The sequence below is a fragment of the Bradyrhizobium sp. MI1.4 genome, assembly GCF_055811315.1.
In genome coordinates this window covers 20,729-35,483 of sequence record NZ_JBVVPP010000041.1, presented here as the reverse complement: position 1 = coordinate 35,483, position 14,755 = coordinate 20,729, and the positions used below count along the sequence as shown (strand labels likewise).

15 protein-coding genes are annotated in these 14,755 nt (G+C 64.7%); 5 read left to right on the top strand and 10 right to left on the bottom strand.

Annotation, left to right across the window (positions count from 1 at the left end; translation table 11 throughout):
* Window positions 1-48: 48 nt before the first annotated feature.
* Both ptsP and AC0L23_RS30060 read right to left on the bottom strand, forming a co-directional pair.
* On the bottom strand, window positions 49-2,316 hold the full coding sequence (gene ptsP, locus AC0L23_RS30065; RefSeq protein WP_085357831.1) for a phosphoenolpyruvate--protein phosphotransferase: 2,268 nt from the start codon (window positions 2,314-2,316) through the stop codon (window positions 49-51).
* 269 nt (window positions 2,317-2,585) lie between these two features.
* Window positions 2,586-3,842, bottom strand: a complete 1,257-nt coding sequence (locus tag AC0L23_RS30060) for an aspartate kinase (protein ID WP_085357829.1) — start codon at window positions 3,840-3,842, stop codon at window positions 2,586-2,588.
* Between the two features lie 150 nt (window positions 3,843-3,992).
* On the opposite strand from AC0L23_RS30060, the gene AC0L23_RS30055 reads away from it, so the two are divergent.
* The 3 genes from AC0L23_RS30055 (at window position 3,993) to AC0L23_RS30045 (ending at window position 6,402) form a co-directional block, all read left to right on the top strand.
* Window positions 3,993-4,460 carry a PH domain-containing protein gene (locus AC0L23_RS30055; RefSeq protein ID WP_018452897.1) on the top strand — a complete coding sequence of 156 codons (468 nt, stop codon included), beginning with the start codon at window positions 3,993-3,995 and terminating at the stop codon, window positions 4,458-4,460.
* Window positions 4,461-4,474: 14 nt separating this feature from the next.
* Window positions 4,475-5,248 (top strand): bifunctional 2-polyprenyl-6-hydroxyphenol methylase/3-demethylubiquinol 3-O-methyltransferase UbiG, encoded by a 774-nt coding sequence (gene ubiG, locus AC0L23_RS30050; protein WP_162496295.1) that lies wholly within the window; start codon window positions 4,475-4,477, stop codon window positions 5,246-5,248.
* Between the two features lie 254 nt (window positions 5,249-5,502).
* Window positions 5,503-6,402 (top strand): EamA family transporter, encoded by a 900-nt coding sequence (locus AC0L23_RS30045; RefSeq protein WP_085357827.1) that lies wholly within the window; start codon window positions 5,503-5,505, stop codon window positions 6,400-6,402.
* Here AC0L23_RS30045 and AC0L23_RS30040 read toward each other — a convergent pair.
* The 5 genes from AC0L23_RS30040 to AC0L23_RS30020 form a co-directional block, all read right to left on the bottom strand.
* Window positions 6,399-6,884 carry a DUF1178 family protein gene (locus AC0L23_RS30040; protein ID WP_085357825.1) on the bottom strand — a complete coding sequence of 162 codons (486 nt, stop codon included), beginning with the start codon at window positions 6,882-6,884 and terminating at the stop codon, window positions 6,399-6,401. The genes AC0L23_RS30045 and AC0L23_RS30040 overlap by 4 nt on opposite strands.
* Entirely contained in the window at window positions 6,881-7,759 is an 879-nt protein-coding gene (locus AC0L23_RS30035; protein ID WP_085357823.1) for a carbon-nitrogen hydrolase family protein, read from the bottom strand. Before AC0L23_RS30035 ends, AC0L23_RS30040 begins: the two co-directional genes overlap by 4 nt.
* Complete coding sequence (gene grxC, locus AC0L23_RS30030; RefSeq protein ID WP_085357821.1) at window positions 7,756-8,031, bottom strand: glutaredoxin 3; 276 nt, start codon at window positions 8,029-8,031, stop codon at window positions 7,756-7,758. Before grxC ends, AC0L23_RS30035 begins: the two co-directional genes overlap by 4 nt.
* A 47-nt stretch (window positions 8,032-8,078) precedes the next feature.
* Window positions 8,079-8,876, bottom strand: coding sequence for a ComF family protein (locus AC0L23_RS30025; protein WP_085357819.1), 798 nt, complete (start codon window positions 8,874-8,876; stop codon window positions 8,079-8,081).
* A 65-nt stretch (window positions 8,877-8,941) separates the two neighbouring features.
* Window positions 8,942-9,256: an NIPSNAP family protein gene (locus AC0L23_RS30020; RefSeq protein WP_085348368.1), complete on the bottom strand. Its 315-nt coding sequence runs from the start codon at window positions 9,254-9,256 to the stop codon at window positions 8,942-8,944.
* A 116-nt stretch (window positions 9,257-9,372) separates the two neighbouring features.
* Here AC0L23_RS30020 and AC0L23_RS30015 point away from each other — a divergent pair, with 116 nt between their 5' ends.
* On the top strand, window positions 9,373-10,242 hold the full coding sequence (locus AC0L23_RS30015; protein ID WP_085357817.1) for a methyltransferase domain-containing protein: 870 nt from the start codon (window positions 9,373-9,375) through the stop codon (window positions 10,240-10,242).
* Between the two features lie 158 nt (window positions 10,243-10,400).
* Here the strand turns inward: AC0L23_RS30015 and AC0L23_RS30010 are convergent, their stop codons facing one another.
* Window positions 10,401-10,811: a (deoxy)nucleoside triphosphate pyrophosphohydrolase gene (locus AC0L23_RS30010; protein ID WP_085348366.1), complete on the bottom strand. Its 411-nt coding sequence runs from the start codon at window positions 10,809-10,811 to the stop codon at window positions 10,401-10,403.
* A 140-nt stretch (window positions 10,812-10,951) separates the two neighbouring features.
* Between AC0L23_RS30010 and AC0L23_RS30005 the strand changes: the two genes are divergently transcribed.
* A complete protein-coding gene (locus AC0L23_RS30005; protein ID WP_085357815.1) occupies window positions 10,952-12,307 on the top strand; it encodes a TadE/TadG family type IV pilus assembly protein in 1,356 nt (451 codons plus the stop codon).
* A gap of 51 nt (window positions 12,308-12,358) precedes the next feature.
* Here AC0L23_RS30005 and argJ read toward each other — a convergent pair whose 3' ends face one another.
* Window positions 12,359-13,600 (bottom strand): bifunctional glutamate N-acetyltransferase/amino-acid acetyltransferase ArgJ, encoded by a 1,242-nt coding sequence (gene argJ / locus AC0L23_RS30000; RefSeq protein WP_085357813.1) that lies wholly within the window; start codon window positions 13,598-13,600, stop codon window positions 12,359-12,361.
* A 102-nt stretch (window positions 13,601-13,702) separates the two neighbouring features.
* Window positions 13,703-14,635, bottom strand: coding sequence for a peptidylprolyl isomerase (locus AC0L23_RS29995; protein ID WP_018452911.1), 933 nt, complete (start codon window positions 14,633-14,635; stop codon window positions 13,703-13,705).
* Window positions 14,636-14,755: the final 120 nt, after the last annotated feature.

Genomic DNA, 14,755 nt, shown 5'->3' with positions numbered 1-14,755 from the left:
TCTCAAATGCGGAAAAGGGCGAGGCGGCAGGAGGGGGCGACAGGCCCGCTACAAGGCCAGGCCTTCGGCCTCGGCAAATTCCGTCAGCTTCTGCCGGATCGAGACGCTGCCGGCGGGCGCGTCCAGCAACGGCCCGAGCATCGCCTCGGCCTTCTTGGCGTCGAGATCGAGCACCATGGCCTTGACCGGGCCGAGCGCGGTGGCCGAGAGCGACAGCGAGCGATAGCCCATCCCGATCAGCGCCAGCGCGCCGATCGGTTTCGACGCCATCTCGCCGCAGAGCGACAGCGATTTGTTCGCGGCTTGCGTCTTGCGTGCGATCTCGCGAAGCGCGCGCAGGATCGGCGCCGACATGGTGTCGAAGCGCTCCGAGACTTTCGCGTTGCCGCGGTCGACCGCGAACAGGAACTGGAACAGATCGTTGGAGCCGACCGAGATGAAGTCGACCTTCTTCAGGAGCTCGTCGAGCTGATATAGCAGCGCCGGCACCTCGACCATGGTGCCGATGTCGATCCGCTCCGGCAGCGTGTGGCCGTGCTGGCGCAGATAGGTCAGTTCGCGTTCGACAAGCGCCTTCGCAGAATCGAATTCACCCACCTCCGAGATCATCGGGAACATGATGCGCAGCGCGCGGCCGCCGCCGGCGCGCAGCAGTGCGCGGATCTGCCCGCGCAACAGGCCGGGACGGTCGAGCCCGAGCCGGATCGCGCGCCATCCGAGCGCGGGGTTCTCCTCGATTACCGCCTCCATATAAGGCAGCGCCTTGTCGCCGCCGATGTCGAGGGTGCGGAAGGTGACGGGCTTGGTGCCGGCGGCATCCAGCACGGTGCGATAGAGCGCGAGCTGGTCGCTGGTGCGCGGCAGGCTCTGGCCGACCATGAATTGCAGCTCGGTGCGGAACAGGCCGATGCCGGCGCTGCCGGTGTCTTCGATGTGCGGCAAGTCGATCGCTAGACCCGCATTGATCATCAGCTCGACCTTCTGGCCGTCCTTGGTGACGCAGGGCCGGTCGCGCAGCGCCAGATACTGCGCCTGGCGGCGGGCCCGGAAGCGCACGCGCTCGGCGAAGGCCGCTTCGACCTCCTGCGATGGGCGCACATAGATCATGCCGGAGGTGCCGTCGACGATGACGGCGTCGCCGGGATCGGCGATACCAGGCGCGTTCGGGACTTCGCCGACCGCGGGAATGCCGAGCGCGCGCGCCACGATCGAGACGTGGGAATTGGCGGTGCCTTCCTCCAATATGATGCCGCGCAGGCGCTTGCGGTCATAGTCGAGCAGCGCCGCCGGGCCCATCGCGCGCGCGATGACGATGGCGTTGTCGGGCAATTGTTCGCGTGACGGCGCGTGATCCTGGCCGACCAGCTGTCGCATCAGGCGATAGCCGAGATCCTCGAGATCATGCAGCCGGTCGCGCAAATAGGGATCTGTCGAGCGCAGCATGCGCGCGCGGGTGTCGGATTGCACACGCTCGACGGCGGCTTCCGCCGTGAGGCCGGTGGCGACCGCCTCGTGCAGCTTGTGCGACCAGCCCTGGTCGTTGGCGAACATGCGGTAGGCTTCCAGCACCTCGCGATGCTCGCCGCCCTCGGCGACGTCGCCGCGCTCCAGCATGCGGTCGAGATCGGCGCGCAGCTTGGCGAGCGCGGTGTCGAGCCGCTTGATCTCCTTTGGCAGGTCCTCGGCGATGTAGTCCTTGATAACCACGCGCGGCTCGTGCAGCACGACATGGCCGAGTGCGATGCCTTCCGACAGGATGGCGCCGACCTTCTGCGCCGAATGGCGCGCCGCGGGCTCATGGCCTGGCTGGGCCAGCGCAGACAGCTCGCCGGAGGCGATCAGCTCCGCCAGCACCATCGCGGTGGTCTGAAGCGCCTCGAGCTCCTCCTCGACATAGTTGCGCTTGGCCCGATTCTGCACCACCAGCACGCCGAGCGTGTTGCCGGCGCGCAGGATCGGCACGCCGAGGAAGGAGTGGTAAATCTCTTCGCCGGTCTCCGGGCGGAACGAGAAGGCCGGATGGCTTTGCGCATCGCTTAGGTTGAGAGGCGTTGCCTCGCTCGCGACCAGGCCGACCAGGCCCTCATGGGCGCTGAGCACGGTGTGGTGCACCGCCTCGCGGTTGAGGCCTTCGGTGGCATAGAGCTCGAGCGTGTTGTCGACGCGCAGCACATAGACCGAGCACACCTCGGCCACCATGTTGGCGGCGATCAGCACCACGATCTTGTCCAGCCGCTCCTGGGCCGAGACCTGCTCCGCCATGGTTTCGCGGAGCCGTCTCAACAAGACGCGGGGACCTCCCGACGCGCTCCGCATGAACCGTCAATCTCCTCCGTCTGCCGGGGCCGAAAGGACCCGCGGCGGCTCGCCCAGAAATCCAGAAAAACAACAAATTTGCTCGTCCGGCGCCAGCCCCGGCGGTTGCCTGGGCCGAATCAGCACCGCCTCAACTGGGGCACAGTTTCTGGCAGCCCACCCAGTTCGCCGTATAGCGAATTGGGGCTTGTTTTGCCAAGCAAAACGCCTGCCAAACGCGAAAGTGTGGACACCTTCGCGTTTGCTGCGACCGCTAAGAGAAAATTAGCCTAAGCCTGATCGAGACCGTAGAGCGTGTGCAGGGTGCGCACCGCAAGCTCGGTATAGGCGGTGTCGATTAGAACCGAGAATTTGATCTCGGAGGTTGTAATGGCCCGGATGTTGATATTCCGTCCTGCGAGGGCCGAGAACGCCTGGGCGGCAACGCCGGCATGGCTGCGCATGCCGCTGCCGATCACCGAGATCTTGGCGACATCGGTAGCCGTGTCGAGCCGGGCATAATTGATCTGGCTCTTGGCCGCGGTAATCGTCTCCTTGGCCCTGGTGTAGTCGGCGGCCGGGACGGTGAAGGTGAGGTCGGTGGTCTTCCCGTCCTCAGAGACGTTCTGCACGATCATGTCGACGTTGATGTTGGCATTGGCGAGCGGGCCGAAGATCGACGCCGCCACGCCGGGCTTGTCCTCGATCTGGCGTACCGAGATCTGGGCCTCGTCCTTCGAAAAGGCGATGCCGGTGACGACGTGGCTTTCCATGATCTCCTCCTCGCTGCAGATCAGCGTGCCGGGCGGCTGGTTGGCATGCGGGTCGATATCCTCGGGCTTGTCGAAGCTCGAGCGGACGAAAATTGGCATGTTGTGGACCATGCCGAGTTCCACCGAGCGGACCTGGAGCACCTTGGCGCCCTGGGAGGCCAGCTCCAGCATGTCTTCAAATGCGATCTTGTCGAGCCGGCGCGCCTTCGGCACGATTCGCGGATCGGTGGTGTAGACACCGTCGACGTCGGTGTAGATGTCGCAGCGGTCCGCCTTCACGGCGGCGGCGATCGCCACGGCCGAGGTATCGGAGCCGCCGCGGCCGAGCGTGGTGATGCGGTTGGTCTCGGGGTTGATGCCCTGGAAGCCGGCGATCACGGCGACTTCCTTGCGCTCCCTGAAGCGCTTGATGATCTCGCTGCCGTTGATGCCCTCGATCCGGGCCGAAGCATGGGCGTCGCTGGTCGTGATCGGGATCTGCCAGCCCTGCCAGGAGCGGGCCTGGATACCCATGCCCTGAAGCACGATGGCAAGCAGGCCGGACGTCACCTGTTCGCCCGAGGCGACCACGGCGTCGTATTCGCGCGCGTCGTGCATCGGCGAGGCCTCGGTGCACCAGGCCACCAGCTCGTTGGTTTTACCGGACATCGCCGAGACGACCACGGCCACTTCATGGCCGGCGTCGACCTCACGCTTCACATGGCGTGCGACGTTGCGGATACGTTCGATGTTGGCGACGGACGTGCCGCCGAATTTCATCACGAGGCGGCTCATGACGACGCGTGCATTCCTTCATAAGGATCAGTATGGTGGCCCGCACTGGACGGGCCTCGCGGACACCGACCGCGCGTATACATAGCGGCGGGGCCGGGGGCAAGCGGGTTCCTGCGGGGCAGGGTGCGGGGTAGTGGGTTAACCGAGATCATGGCGCGCTATATCGACGAGATCCTGCAGCCTGGCGAGAAGGTGCTGTATTCGACCAATGCGCACTGGATCTTCTATTTTCCGGCGATCCTGGCCTGGATCGTGGCGCTGGTCCTGTTCGTCCTGTCCCGGCAAACCACCGTCGAGGGGCTCGTCATGCTCTGTCTGGTTGCGGCCGGCCTGGTCGCTCTGGCGGCGCTGTACTGGACTGTGAAGGGCTGGTTCCATCGCTTTACCACCGAGACCGACGTGACCAATTTGCGGGTCGTGCACAAGACCGGCTTCATCAAGCGCCGCACCTTCGAGATGGCGCTGGACAAGGTCGAGAGCGTCGATGTCGATCAGACCATTCTTGGACGAATTCTCAACTACGGCGACGTGACGATTCGCGGCGTCGGCGAGGGGATCGAGACGATCAAGACCATCGCCTCGCCGCTCGCCTTCCGTAGTTCGATCACCACGCGGTAGGACCGCGCGTAACCATGAGCATGCAGCAAGATACTTCCGTAACCGCAAGCACCTCGCCGGGCTCGACCGTCGATGCCGCCGAGATCGCGAAATTCTCAAAGCTCTCGGCGGAGTGGTGGGATCCCAACGGCAAGATGGCACCGCTGCACCGGATCAACCCGCTGCGGCTCGGCTATATCCGCGATGCCGCCTGCCGCAAGTTCGAGCGCAACGCGCGCAGCCTCAACTGCCTCGGCGGTCTGCGCGTGCTCGACATCGGCTGTGGCGCCGGCCTGCTCTGCGAGCCGTTGTCGCGCCTGGGTGCGCAGGTCATCGGCGTCGATCCGTCGGTCAGCAACATCGCGGCCGCCAAGCTGCATGCCGACAAGGCGCACCTCGCGATCGACTATCGCTGCACCACGGTTGAGGAGATCGACCCGCGCGAGCGCTTCGACATCGTTCTGGCGATGGAGGTGGTCGAGCACGTCGTCGACGTCGGCGTTTTCCTGAAGCGCTGCGCCGCGATGCTGAAGCCGAACGGCCTGATGGTGGTCTCGACGCTGAACAGGAACTGGAAGAGCTTTGCGCTTGCCATCGTCGGCGCTGAATATGTCCTGCGCTGGCTGCCGCGCGGCACCCACGAGTGGAACAAGTTCGTCACCCCCGACGAGTTGACGAAATACCTGCTCGACAACCGCCTGGTCATCACCGAGCAGACCGGCGTCGTCTACAGCCCCTTCGCCGACAAATGGACCCTCTCGTCAGACATGGACGTGAACTACATGGTGGTGGCGGAAGGCATGGTGTGAGGCGTTGCCGCTTCCAAACATTCGGCGTCGTCCTGGCGAAAGCCAGGGTTTAGTTAGGCGAAAATTGATAATTACGAGTCTTCGCCAAACCACTCCCTGGGGTAATGGGGCATGGATCTGCGCTTCGCTTGTCCAGGACGACACCGAATTCGTCAGGCAAGCATCGCACCCATGACATCCGCGTGATTGACCTGCTTGAGCGCGAGCGGCACGTTGACTCAACGTCCTCTCGCTCCCAGCGCAGTCCCATCCCCATGTTCACCATCGCCAGCCTCTGGATTCCCTTTACCGTCATTGCCGCGCTCGGCCAGGTCGCGCGCAATGCGATGCAGCGGTCGCTGACGAAGCCGCTGGGGACCTGGGGCGCAACCAATATCCGCTTCCTGTTCGGCTTTCCGTTCTCGCTGCTTTTCCTGGCGGTGGTGCTGGTCGCCACCGGCGATCATCTCGACATGCCGCCCGGTGTGTTCTGGCCGTGGCTCCTGCTCGGCGCGCTCAGCCAGATCGTCGCGACCGGCCTGATGCTGCTCGCCATGAACGACCGCTCCTTCGTGGTGACGACGGCCTATTTGAAAACCGAGGCGATCCAGACCGCCATCTTCGGCTTCGTCTTCCTCGGCGATCATCTGACATGGCTGAAGGTGCTTGCGATCGTGATCGCGACAATCGGCGTCGTCATCACCGCGCTGCGGCCCGGCGGCGAGAAGAGCTTTGCCGAATTGAAGCCGACCATCACCGGCCTCGTCGCGGCCGCGGCCTTCGCGCTCTCTGCGGTCGGCTTCCGCGGCGCCATCATCAACGTGCCTGATGTCTCGTTCGTGACTGCGGCATCGTTCACGCTGGTGCTCGGCCTGTTCGTGCAGACGCTGATCCTGACGGTCTATCTGCTCTGGCGGGCGCCAAAAGTGCTTCAGTCGATCCTGAGGCTTTGGAAGCCATCGCTGCTCGCCGGCTTCATGGGCGCCTTCGCCTCGCAGTTCTGGTTCCTAGCGTTCGCGCTGACGGCCGCCGCCAATGTCCGCACCCTCGCTTTGATCGAGGTGCTGTTCGCGCAAGGCGTGGCGTACTATTCGTTCAAGCAGCCGATCGCGCCGCGCGAGATTATTGGCATCGCGCTGATCGTGGTCGGCGTGGCGGTGTTGGTGGGAGTCTAATTCCGGTCTTCCGGCAGCGTCGGCAGCGGCGACACCTCGATGCCTTCGTCGATCAGCGACTTGGCCTCGTCGGGCGAGGCCTCGCCATAGATCGGACGGTGCTCCTTGTCGCCGTAATGCATCGCGCGGGCTTCGGTGGCGAATCGCTCGCCGACATTGTCGGCGTTCTTCACGATGTGATCGCGCAGCTCTTTGAGCTTGGCGCGCAGCTCGCGCTCCTGCGCCATCAACAGCGAGGTCGGTGCGGATTGCGCAGCTTCGGGCGCGGTCATCGTGGCGGTGGGCTCAGGCGGCGGCGTGGCGCGTCCGCGGCCCTTCTTGCCGACGATGCGCGGCGCCATGATCGCCTTGTCGACCTTGGCCGAGCCGCAAATCGGACAGGTCACGAGCTTGCGCTTCACCTGCTGGTCGTACGCGGCCGAGCTCTGGAACCAACTCTCGAAGTCGTGGCTCCGGTGGCAGCGGAGCGCGTAGCGGATCATGCCGATCCCCGCACCAGGTGCAGATGGTCCGGCCCCGCCTTGGGGTCGGCGACGCCGAAGCGGCGGCCGTGCTGGAGTGAGGGGATCGCGCGGCGCGCGGTCTCGACCTTGGCCGGATCGATTTTTGCCATGATGATGCCGGGCTCGACATCGCCTTCGGCGAGAATCTCGCCCCAGGGATCGATGATGAGCGAATGGCCATAAGTCTCGCGCTTGTTCTCGTGCAGGCCTGCCTGCGCCGCGGCGAAGATGAAGCAACCGGTCTCGATCGCGCGCGCACGCAACAATACGTGCCAATGCGCCTCGCCGGTCTTGCGGGTAAAGGCCGAGGGCACCGTGATGAAGTACGCGCCGCTTTCGGCCAGCGCGCGGTAGAGCGCGGGGAAGCGCACGTCATAACAGATCGTCAGGCCGACGCGGCCCCAGGGCAGGTCAGAGATCACGGCCGTCTCGCCCGGCTGGTAATTGGCGGATTCGCGATAGCTCTCGCCGTCAGGCAGCTCGATATCGAACATGTGGATCTTGTCGTAGCTCGCGAGCACATTGCCCTCGGGCCCGATCAGGAACGAGCGGTTGACCGCTTTCTCGTTCGAAAAGCGCAGCGCCAGCGAGCCGACATGGATGTGGATCTTCAGTTCCGCCGCGAGCGCCCGGTACGCCCTCAGCGAGCTGTCGTCGTCTTGGCTCTGGAGGTGCTCGAACAGGGCCTTGCGGTTGAGCTGCATCATGTTGCTGACTTCGGGCGTCTGCACGTAGTCGGCGCCATTGGCTGCAGCTTGGCGGATCAGCCTGGTGGCCTGCGCGAGGCTCGGCTCGGGCATCAGGCCGGTGCGCATCTGCACCATCGCCGCCGTGAAAGTCCTGTTGTCGCTCATGACTCCGCCTTGACGCTCTCGAACATGGCGTCGAGCTTGCCTTCGCGATCGAGCGCGTAGAGCTCGTCGCAGCCGCCGACATGGTTCCCGCCGATCCAGATCTGCGGGAAGGTCGAGCCCTCGCCGGCGCGATCGTACATCTCCTGGCGCCAGGACGGGTTCTTGGCGATATCGAACTCCGTGAACGTCGCCTTCTTGCGGGTCAGCAGCGACTTGGCGGCGGAACAATAGCCGCAGCCCGGCCTCGTGTAGATCTCGACAGCAGCGGTCATCTTGTCTAGCGCTCTCATGTCATGAATTCATTGAATTATATGGGACTTCACCGGCTCTCGACAACCCGGGCAAACACCAGCACGTCCACTTGCGCCGCTTTGGCCCGGAGCAGGGCCCGCGCACAGGCATCCAGCGTCGCGCCCGACGTCAGGACGTCGTCGATGAGGACAATGCGCCGACCTTGAACGTCCGCCTGGCGGTCGGGGGATACCTGGAATGCGCCCTGCACATTGGTAGCGCGCTGGGCCCGCGACAGGCCGATCTGCTGCTCGGTCGCGCGTACCCGGCGCAGCACCTCAGCCTTCGCCTTCACTCCGCTCTGCCGCTCGATGATCCGCGCCAGCGCCCCGGACTGGTTGTAGCGGCGGCGCCACGCCCTTCGCCAATGCAGGGGAACGGGCACCAGCATGTCGGCTTCGGCGAGCAGTTCGCCGCCCGCGCGCGCCATCCAGCGGCCCATGGCGGGCGCCAAATCCGTCCGGTCCTGGTATTTCAGCGCATGCACCAGGGTGCGCGCGACGTCGTCATAACGCACCGCGGCGCGCGCCCGCTGGTAGGCCGGCGGGCTCGCGATCGCCTCCATCGACAGCATGTCGGGCCCGGGATCGTACACAAAGGGAATGCCGAGCCGCGGGCAGTAGGGCCGTTCGATGAACGACAGCCGCGCCCAGCACGCCGCGCACACGCCCTCGCCGTCGACCGGCTCGCGGCAGGACACGCACAGTGTCGGCAGCGCAACGTCGAGCGCAAGCCTTGGCAGATGCGCCATCACACTGCGGCAGGCCTGAAGTGCGCCGCGCAAATGGCTGGAAATGGAGCGTGGTGGTGATGCCTCGGCGTCCATTGGGCAAGGCTAGCGCCGTCCTGCGCCACGCTCAAGTCAATGGGCTGTTCTCGTCCGCGCCCGGCCTACGGCTCTTTCGGCAGCACGGGCCGGAAAAACGATCGCTCATAACGGCGAAAGCAGCGCGTTTGCCTTGCGAACTCGATCGCTTTCTGGACGTCCGGATCTTCGGCGCTGGCCTTCCGATATTGTTCGTACGCCGCGAAGCTCGGGAAGCTGAACATCGCGAGGGCGACGTCGCTGGCGCCTTCCGATGGCAGGAAGTACCCGTGGTGGATGCCGCCGAATCTTGGCACTAGTTCCAGCCACATCCTGCCATAGGCTTCGAATTCGGCGAGCTTGTCCGGGGGGATCTCGTATCGCAGATAACAGGTGATCATCGTTTGACGCTCCGGCGCCGCGGGCCTGGTGCGGATTGCTAGTTTGGAACACGGGGGCCGGTGTCGGCTCCATGAGGCAAGGCTAGCGCCGCGCGCAGTGGATTGCCAGAACCAGCATGATCGGCGTAACCAGCGGCATGGCTCAAGACCCACAAACCCCGCCCGCTTTGTTCGATCGTGCCTTGCTGCGCGCGCGACAGCGCCGCGCGCAGGCGCAAGGTGCCGCGAGCTTCCTGCTGGATCGGGTCGCCGAGGACATCTCCGACCGGCTGGCCGCGGTGATGCGAGAGTTTCACACAGCGGCCGATCTCTGGACGCCCGGCGAGGGTCTCGCGGTGCTGCGCGCGCGACTGCCCTCGATCGAGCGCATTGAGCTCGATGCGTCGGGTGCGGAGAAGCTGCCCTTTGTACCGGAGAGCCTCGATCTCGTGGTCTCGGCGCTGGCGCTGCAATTCGCCAACGATCTGCCGGGTGTGCTCGCGCAGATCCGTCGCGCGCTGAGGCCGGACGGGCTGCTGCTGGCGGCGATGATCGGCGGCGACAGCCTGACCGAGCTGCGCCAGGCCTTTGCCGCCGCGGAGGCCGAATGCGAGGGCGGCGTATCGCCGCGAGTCGCACCGTTCGCCGATCTGCGCGACGTTGGCGCGCTGTTGCAGCGGGCGGGGTTTGCGCTGCCGGTCACCGATGTCGACCGCGTCGTGGTGCGCTACGCCAACGCGTTCGCGCTGATGCAGGATATCAGGCGCATGGGCGCCGCCAATGTGCTGATCGAGCGGCGACGCACGCCGAGCCGGCGATCGACGCTGCTGCGGATGGCTGAAATCTACGCGGAACGCTTTGCCGACGCCGACGGCCGCATCCGTGCGACATTCGACATCATCTGGCTTTCCGGCTGGGCGCCGCATGCGAGCCAGCAGCAGCCGCTCAAGCCTGGATCAGCGAAGGCGAGCCTGGCGGAAGCGGTGAAGAAGGCCGGAGGGACGTAAGCTCTCTCCGCCGTCATGGCCGGCATGCCGTCCGAAGGACGGCGTCGCTTCCGCTCGCCTATGTCCCGGCCATCCACGCCTCTCGGTTCAGCACGAAGATCGTGGATGCCCGGGACAAGCCCGGGCATGACGCCGAGAGTGTGGTGCCCGCTTCGAATTCACATCAACAAATCAATCAAATGCGGGATCAGCGGAATGTCCGCGGGCGGCATGGGATAGTCGCGCAGCTTGTTGGCGCGAACCCAGGCCAGGGCCTGGCCTTCGCGCGGCGTGACCTGTCCCTCCCAGCGCCGGCAAATGAAGAGCGGCATCAGGAGGTGGAAGGTCTCGTAGCCGTAGCTCGCGAACGTCAGCGGCGCCAGACAGGGTTCGGCGACGGTGATGCCGAGCTCCTCGTGGAGTTCGCGGATCAGGCTCTGTTCCGGCCGCTCGCCGGGCTCGCACTTGCCGCCGGGAAATTCCCAAAGGCCGGCCAGCGTCTTGCCCTCGGGGCGCTGCGCGATCAGGACGCGCTTGTCGGCGTCGACCAGGGCGCAAGCCACCACGAGCGTCAGTTTGAGATCAGCCATGCCTGGAATTCCGCTCGCTGAAGGATCATCCGCAACGGTTCGTTAACCCTGTTACGGCCCATGTTTCCGAGGTCTCCATAAGTCATATTTAATCCACGGTTCCTAGAGTGGACACGCTGAAACCATTTCGGGCCAGATCCATGCGCGCTGAGTGTCGTACCATCTTCCGTCGGTTCCTTCGCGACCGGCGCGGCAATGTCGCGGTGATCTTCGCAATCTGCTGCGTCCCCCTGATCACGTTCATCGGCACCGCGATCGACTACTCCCGCGCGACGCAGGTCCGGGCCAAGCTTCAGGGCGCGGCTGACGCGGCCAGCGTCGGTGCGCTCGCCAAGGCATCGCCGGGGTTTGCCGCCGCGGGCTCGATGACCACGGACGGCACGATCACGGCCGGCGTCGACGACGCCCAGAAAATCTTCGATGCCAATCGCGCCAACCTGACCGGCTATACGCTCGACAGCGTCACCCCGACCGTCGTCAAGACCGGCTCGACCATAAACTCGACCGTCTCGTTCACCGCCACCATCAACACCATGTTTCTCGGCCTGATCGGCAAGACCACACTGACCATGAGCGGCACGTCGTCGTCGACGGCCAATATGCCGCTCTATGTCGACTTCTATCTCCTGCTGGACAATTCTCCGTCGATGGGCGTCGCAGCGACACCGACCGACATAACGAAATTGCAGGGAAAGACGGGTGGATGTGCATTCGCGTGTCACGACACCACCAAGGCCGCCGGCACAAGCAACTACGACATCGCCAAAGCAAACGGCATCACGACCCGAATTGACGTGGTGCGCCAGGCGAGCGCGAACCTGATGGACACAGCCCAGAACACGCAGACCTATTCGAACCAGTTCAGAATGGCGATCTACGATTTCGGCGCTTCGTCAGCGACGATCGGATTGAGAAATCTGTTCGCGCTGTCGTCGAGCCTGAGCTCCGCCAAGACTGCGGCGGGAAACATCGACCTGATGGCGGTCGCCGGTCAGAATGACTCGTATACTAAAGACAAAGATACTCCCTTCACCACGATTTTTCCCGCGATCAATAGCGCAATCGCCTCGCCGGGAGCCGGCACATCCGCGTCACCGCTGAAATATCTGTTTTTTGTATCCGATGGGGTCGCTGACGAAACCAACTCAGGCACGACGATGTGTAGTGTCTCGTCTTCTTCGTATCCTCTCGCGTCATCGAATCGCTGTCAGTCGCCGATCAATCCGGCGCTCTGCACGGCCATCAAGGACCGCGGTATCAAGATCGCGGTGCTGTACACGACGTATCAACCACCTACCGACACCTGGTACACCACCTGGATCTCGCCCTTTAACCCCGGGCCGTGGGGGCCGTCTCCGAACAGCAAGATCGCGCAGAACATGCAGAGCTGCGCTTCGCCGGGATTCTATTTCGAGGTCAGCCCCACCCAGGGCATTTCGGAAGCGATGAACGCGCTGTTCAAGAAGGCACTCGCGGATGCGCGGATCTCGGGGTGATTTTGATCACCCCGCCCGCTTGCGGGTCAAGCGGACTCACCGCGAGTCCGGCTACGACCTGTAATCCCCGTTGATCGCGACATACTCCTTGGTGAGGTCGCAGGTCAGCACGCGGTCGCGGCCCTTGCCGAGGCCGAGCGAGACCTTGATCGCGATCTCCGGCGCCTTCATCGCTTCCGACACCTGCGCCTCGTCATAGGACGGATCTCGCGCGCCGCTCTTGGCGACGCGGATACCGTTGAACGAGATCGAGAGCTTGTCGCGGTCAGCCGGCTCGCCGGCCTTGCCGACCGCCATCACCACGCGGCCCCAATTGGCGTCCTCGCCGGCGATTGCGGTCTTCACCAGCGGCGAGTTCGCGATCGACATCGCGATCTTGCGCGCCGAGGCCTTGGTCTTGGCACCCTCGACGGTGATCTCGACCAGCTTGCGGGCGCCTTCGCCGTCGCGGGCCACCTGCTCGGAAAGATTGGCGAGCACCTGGTTGAAGGCCTTGACGAAGGCTTTCAGGCGCGGGTCGGTGGCGCGACTGATCTTCGGCGCGCCGTGTTCCGCAGCAGCACCGGTGGCAAAGGCCAGCAGCGTGTCCGAGGTCGAGGTGTCGCCGTCAATCGTGACCGCGTTGAAGGTGTCCTCGACGCCGCTTTTGAGCAGCGCCTGCAGCGCGGCAGGCGCGATCGGTGCGTCGGTGAAGATGAAGGACAGCATCGTCGCCATATCGGGCGCGATCATGCCGGCACCCTTGGCCATGCCATTGATGGTGACCTTGGCTTTGCCGAGCTTCACGGTCGCGGTCCCGACCTTCGGGAAGGTGTCGGTGGTCATGATCGCCTTGGCGGCCGCCAGATAATCGCCGGCCTCGGCGGTTTCCGCGAGCCGACCGAGCACGCCATCGAACTTGCTCGCATCCAGCGGCTCGCCGATCACGCCGGTCGAGGCCAGGAAGATCTCACCCTCGGTGCATCCGACGGCCTTGGCCGCGATCTTCGCGGTCAGTGCCGTGGAGCTGCGGCCGGTCTTGCCGGTGAAGGCATTGGCGTTGCCGGAATTGACCACCAACGCGCGGGCCTTGCCGCCTTTCAGCTTGGCGCGGCACCATTCCACCGGCGCGGAGGGACATTTCGACTTGGTGAAGACGCCTGCGACCGCGGTGCCCTTGTCCATCACCGCCAGCAGCACGTCGGTGCGGTTCTTGTAGCGAATGCCGGCTTCGGCCGTCGCGAGACGGACCCCCGCGATCACGGGCATGTCGGGAACGTGTTTCGGGGCGAGGGGGGAAACGGAGGAGGACATCGGGGCGCCTTTGTGGGATCTGGACATGCAGATGCCCGGCGCGGGGGCCGGGCATCACAAAGGCTTAGATACTCTTCACGTCACCGAAGTGACAGCGAATTCTTACTTCTTCGCCGGGGGCGCCATCTTGCTGTCGGACGGCTTGGCGTCAGCCGGCTTGGCCGCATCGGCCGGCTTGGCGTCCTTTGCCGCATCCGCCGGCTGGTCCAGCCGCTCGACCTTGGCTTCCGCGCGCAGCTTGGCGACGTAATCGGCCTGGGCCTTGCGGGTGACATACTGCTCGATCTGCGCCTTGACCTGCTCGAAGTCCGGCGCCTTGCGGCTGCGCTTTTCCTCGACCTTGATGACGTGCCAGCCGAACTGCGACTTCACGGGGTCGGAGATCTTGCCCGGCTCGAGCGCGAAGGCGACCGCCGAGAATTCCGGCACCATCTGCTCCTTGGTGAAGAAGCCGAGGTCGCCGCCGTCGGCCGAGCCCGGATCCTTGGACTTCTTCTTGGCGAGTTCGGCGAAATCGGCGCCCTTGTCGAGTTCGGCCTTCACCGCCTTGGCCTCGTCCTCGGTCTCGACCAGGATGTGGCGGGCGTGCACTTCCTGCTCGCCGGTGATCTGCTTGGAGGCCTCCTCATAGACCTTCTTCATGGCATCCGGGGTGGTGGCGGCCTTGCCCTCGCCGGCGAGCAGGCTGTCCATCAGCAGGCGGTTGCGGGCGAACGCGAGCCGCTTTTTGAACTCCTCGCCCTCGGCGAGCTTCTTGTCCTCGGCGGCCTTGCCGACGATCTTCATGTCGATCAGGAAGGACAGGACGTTCTCGTCCTTGGTCGCCGGGTCCATCTGGGCGAGGCTCGGCCCGAGTTCCTCTTCGGCCATGGCGACGTCGCTCTTCTTGATTTCCGCGCCATTGACCTTCGCCAGCACCGGATCGTCGGCAGCCCGGCCGGGACCCGCGATCAGCGCCAGCGCAAGGCAGCCCACGAGGGCGGTGGCGAGGCCGAAGCGCAGGCCGGTTCTGGTTACCGGGAACGAGGTGGTCATGGAAAATCCTTTTGTTGAAGCAGGGGGCTGCTCGAGCGGGGCGGACACTCGCCCAATTCAGGGGGCCTTGGCAACGCGAAAAGTCTGTCAAAATGATGAATTAGCCGCAATGCACCCGCC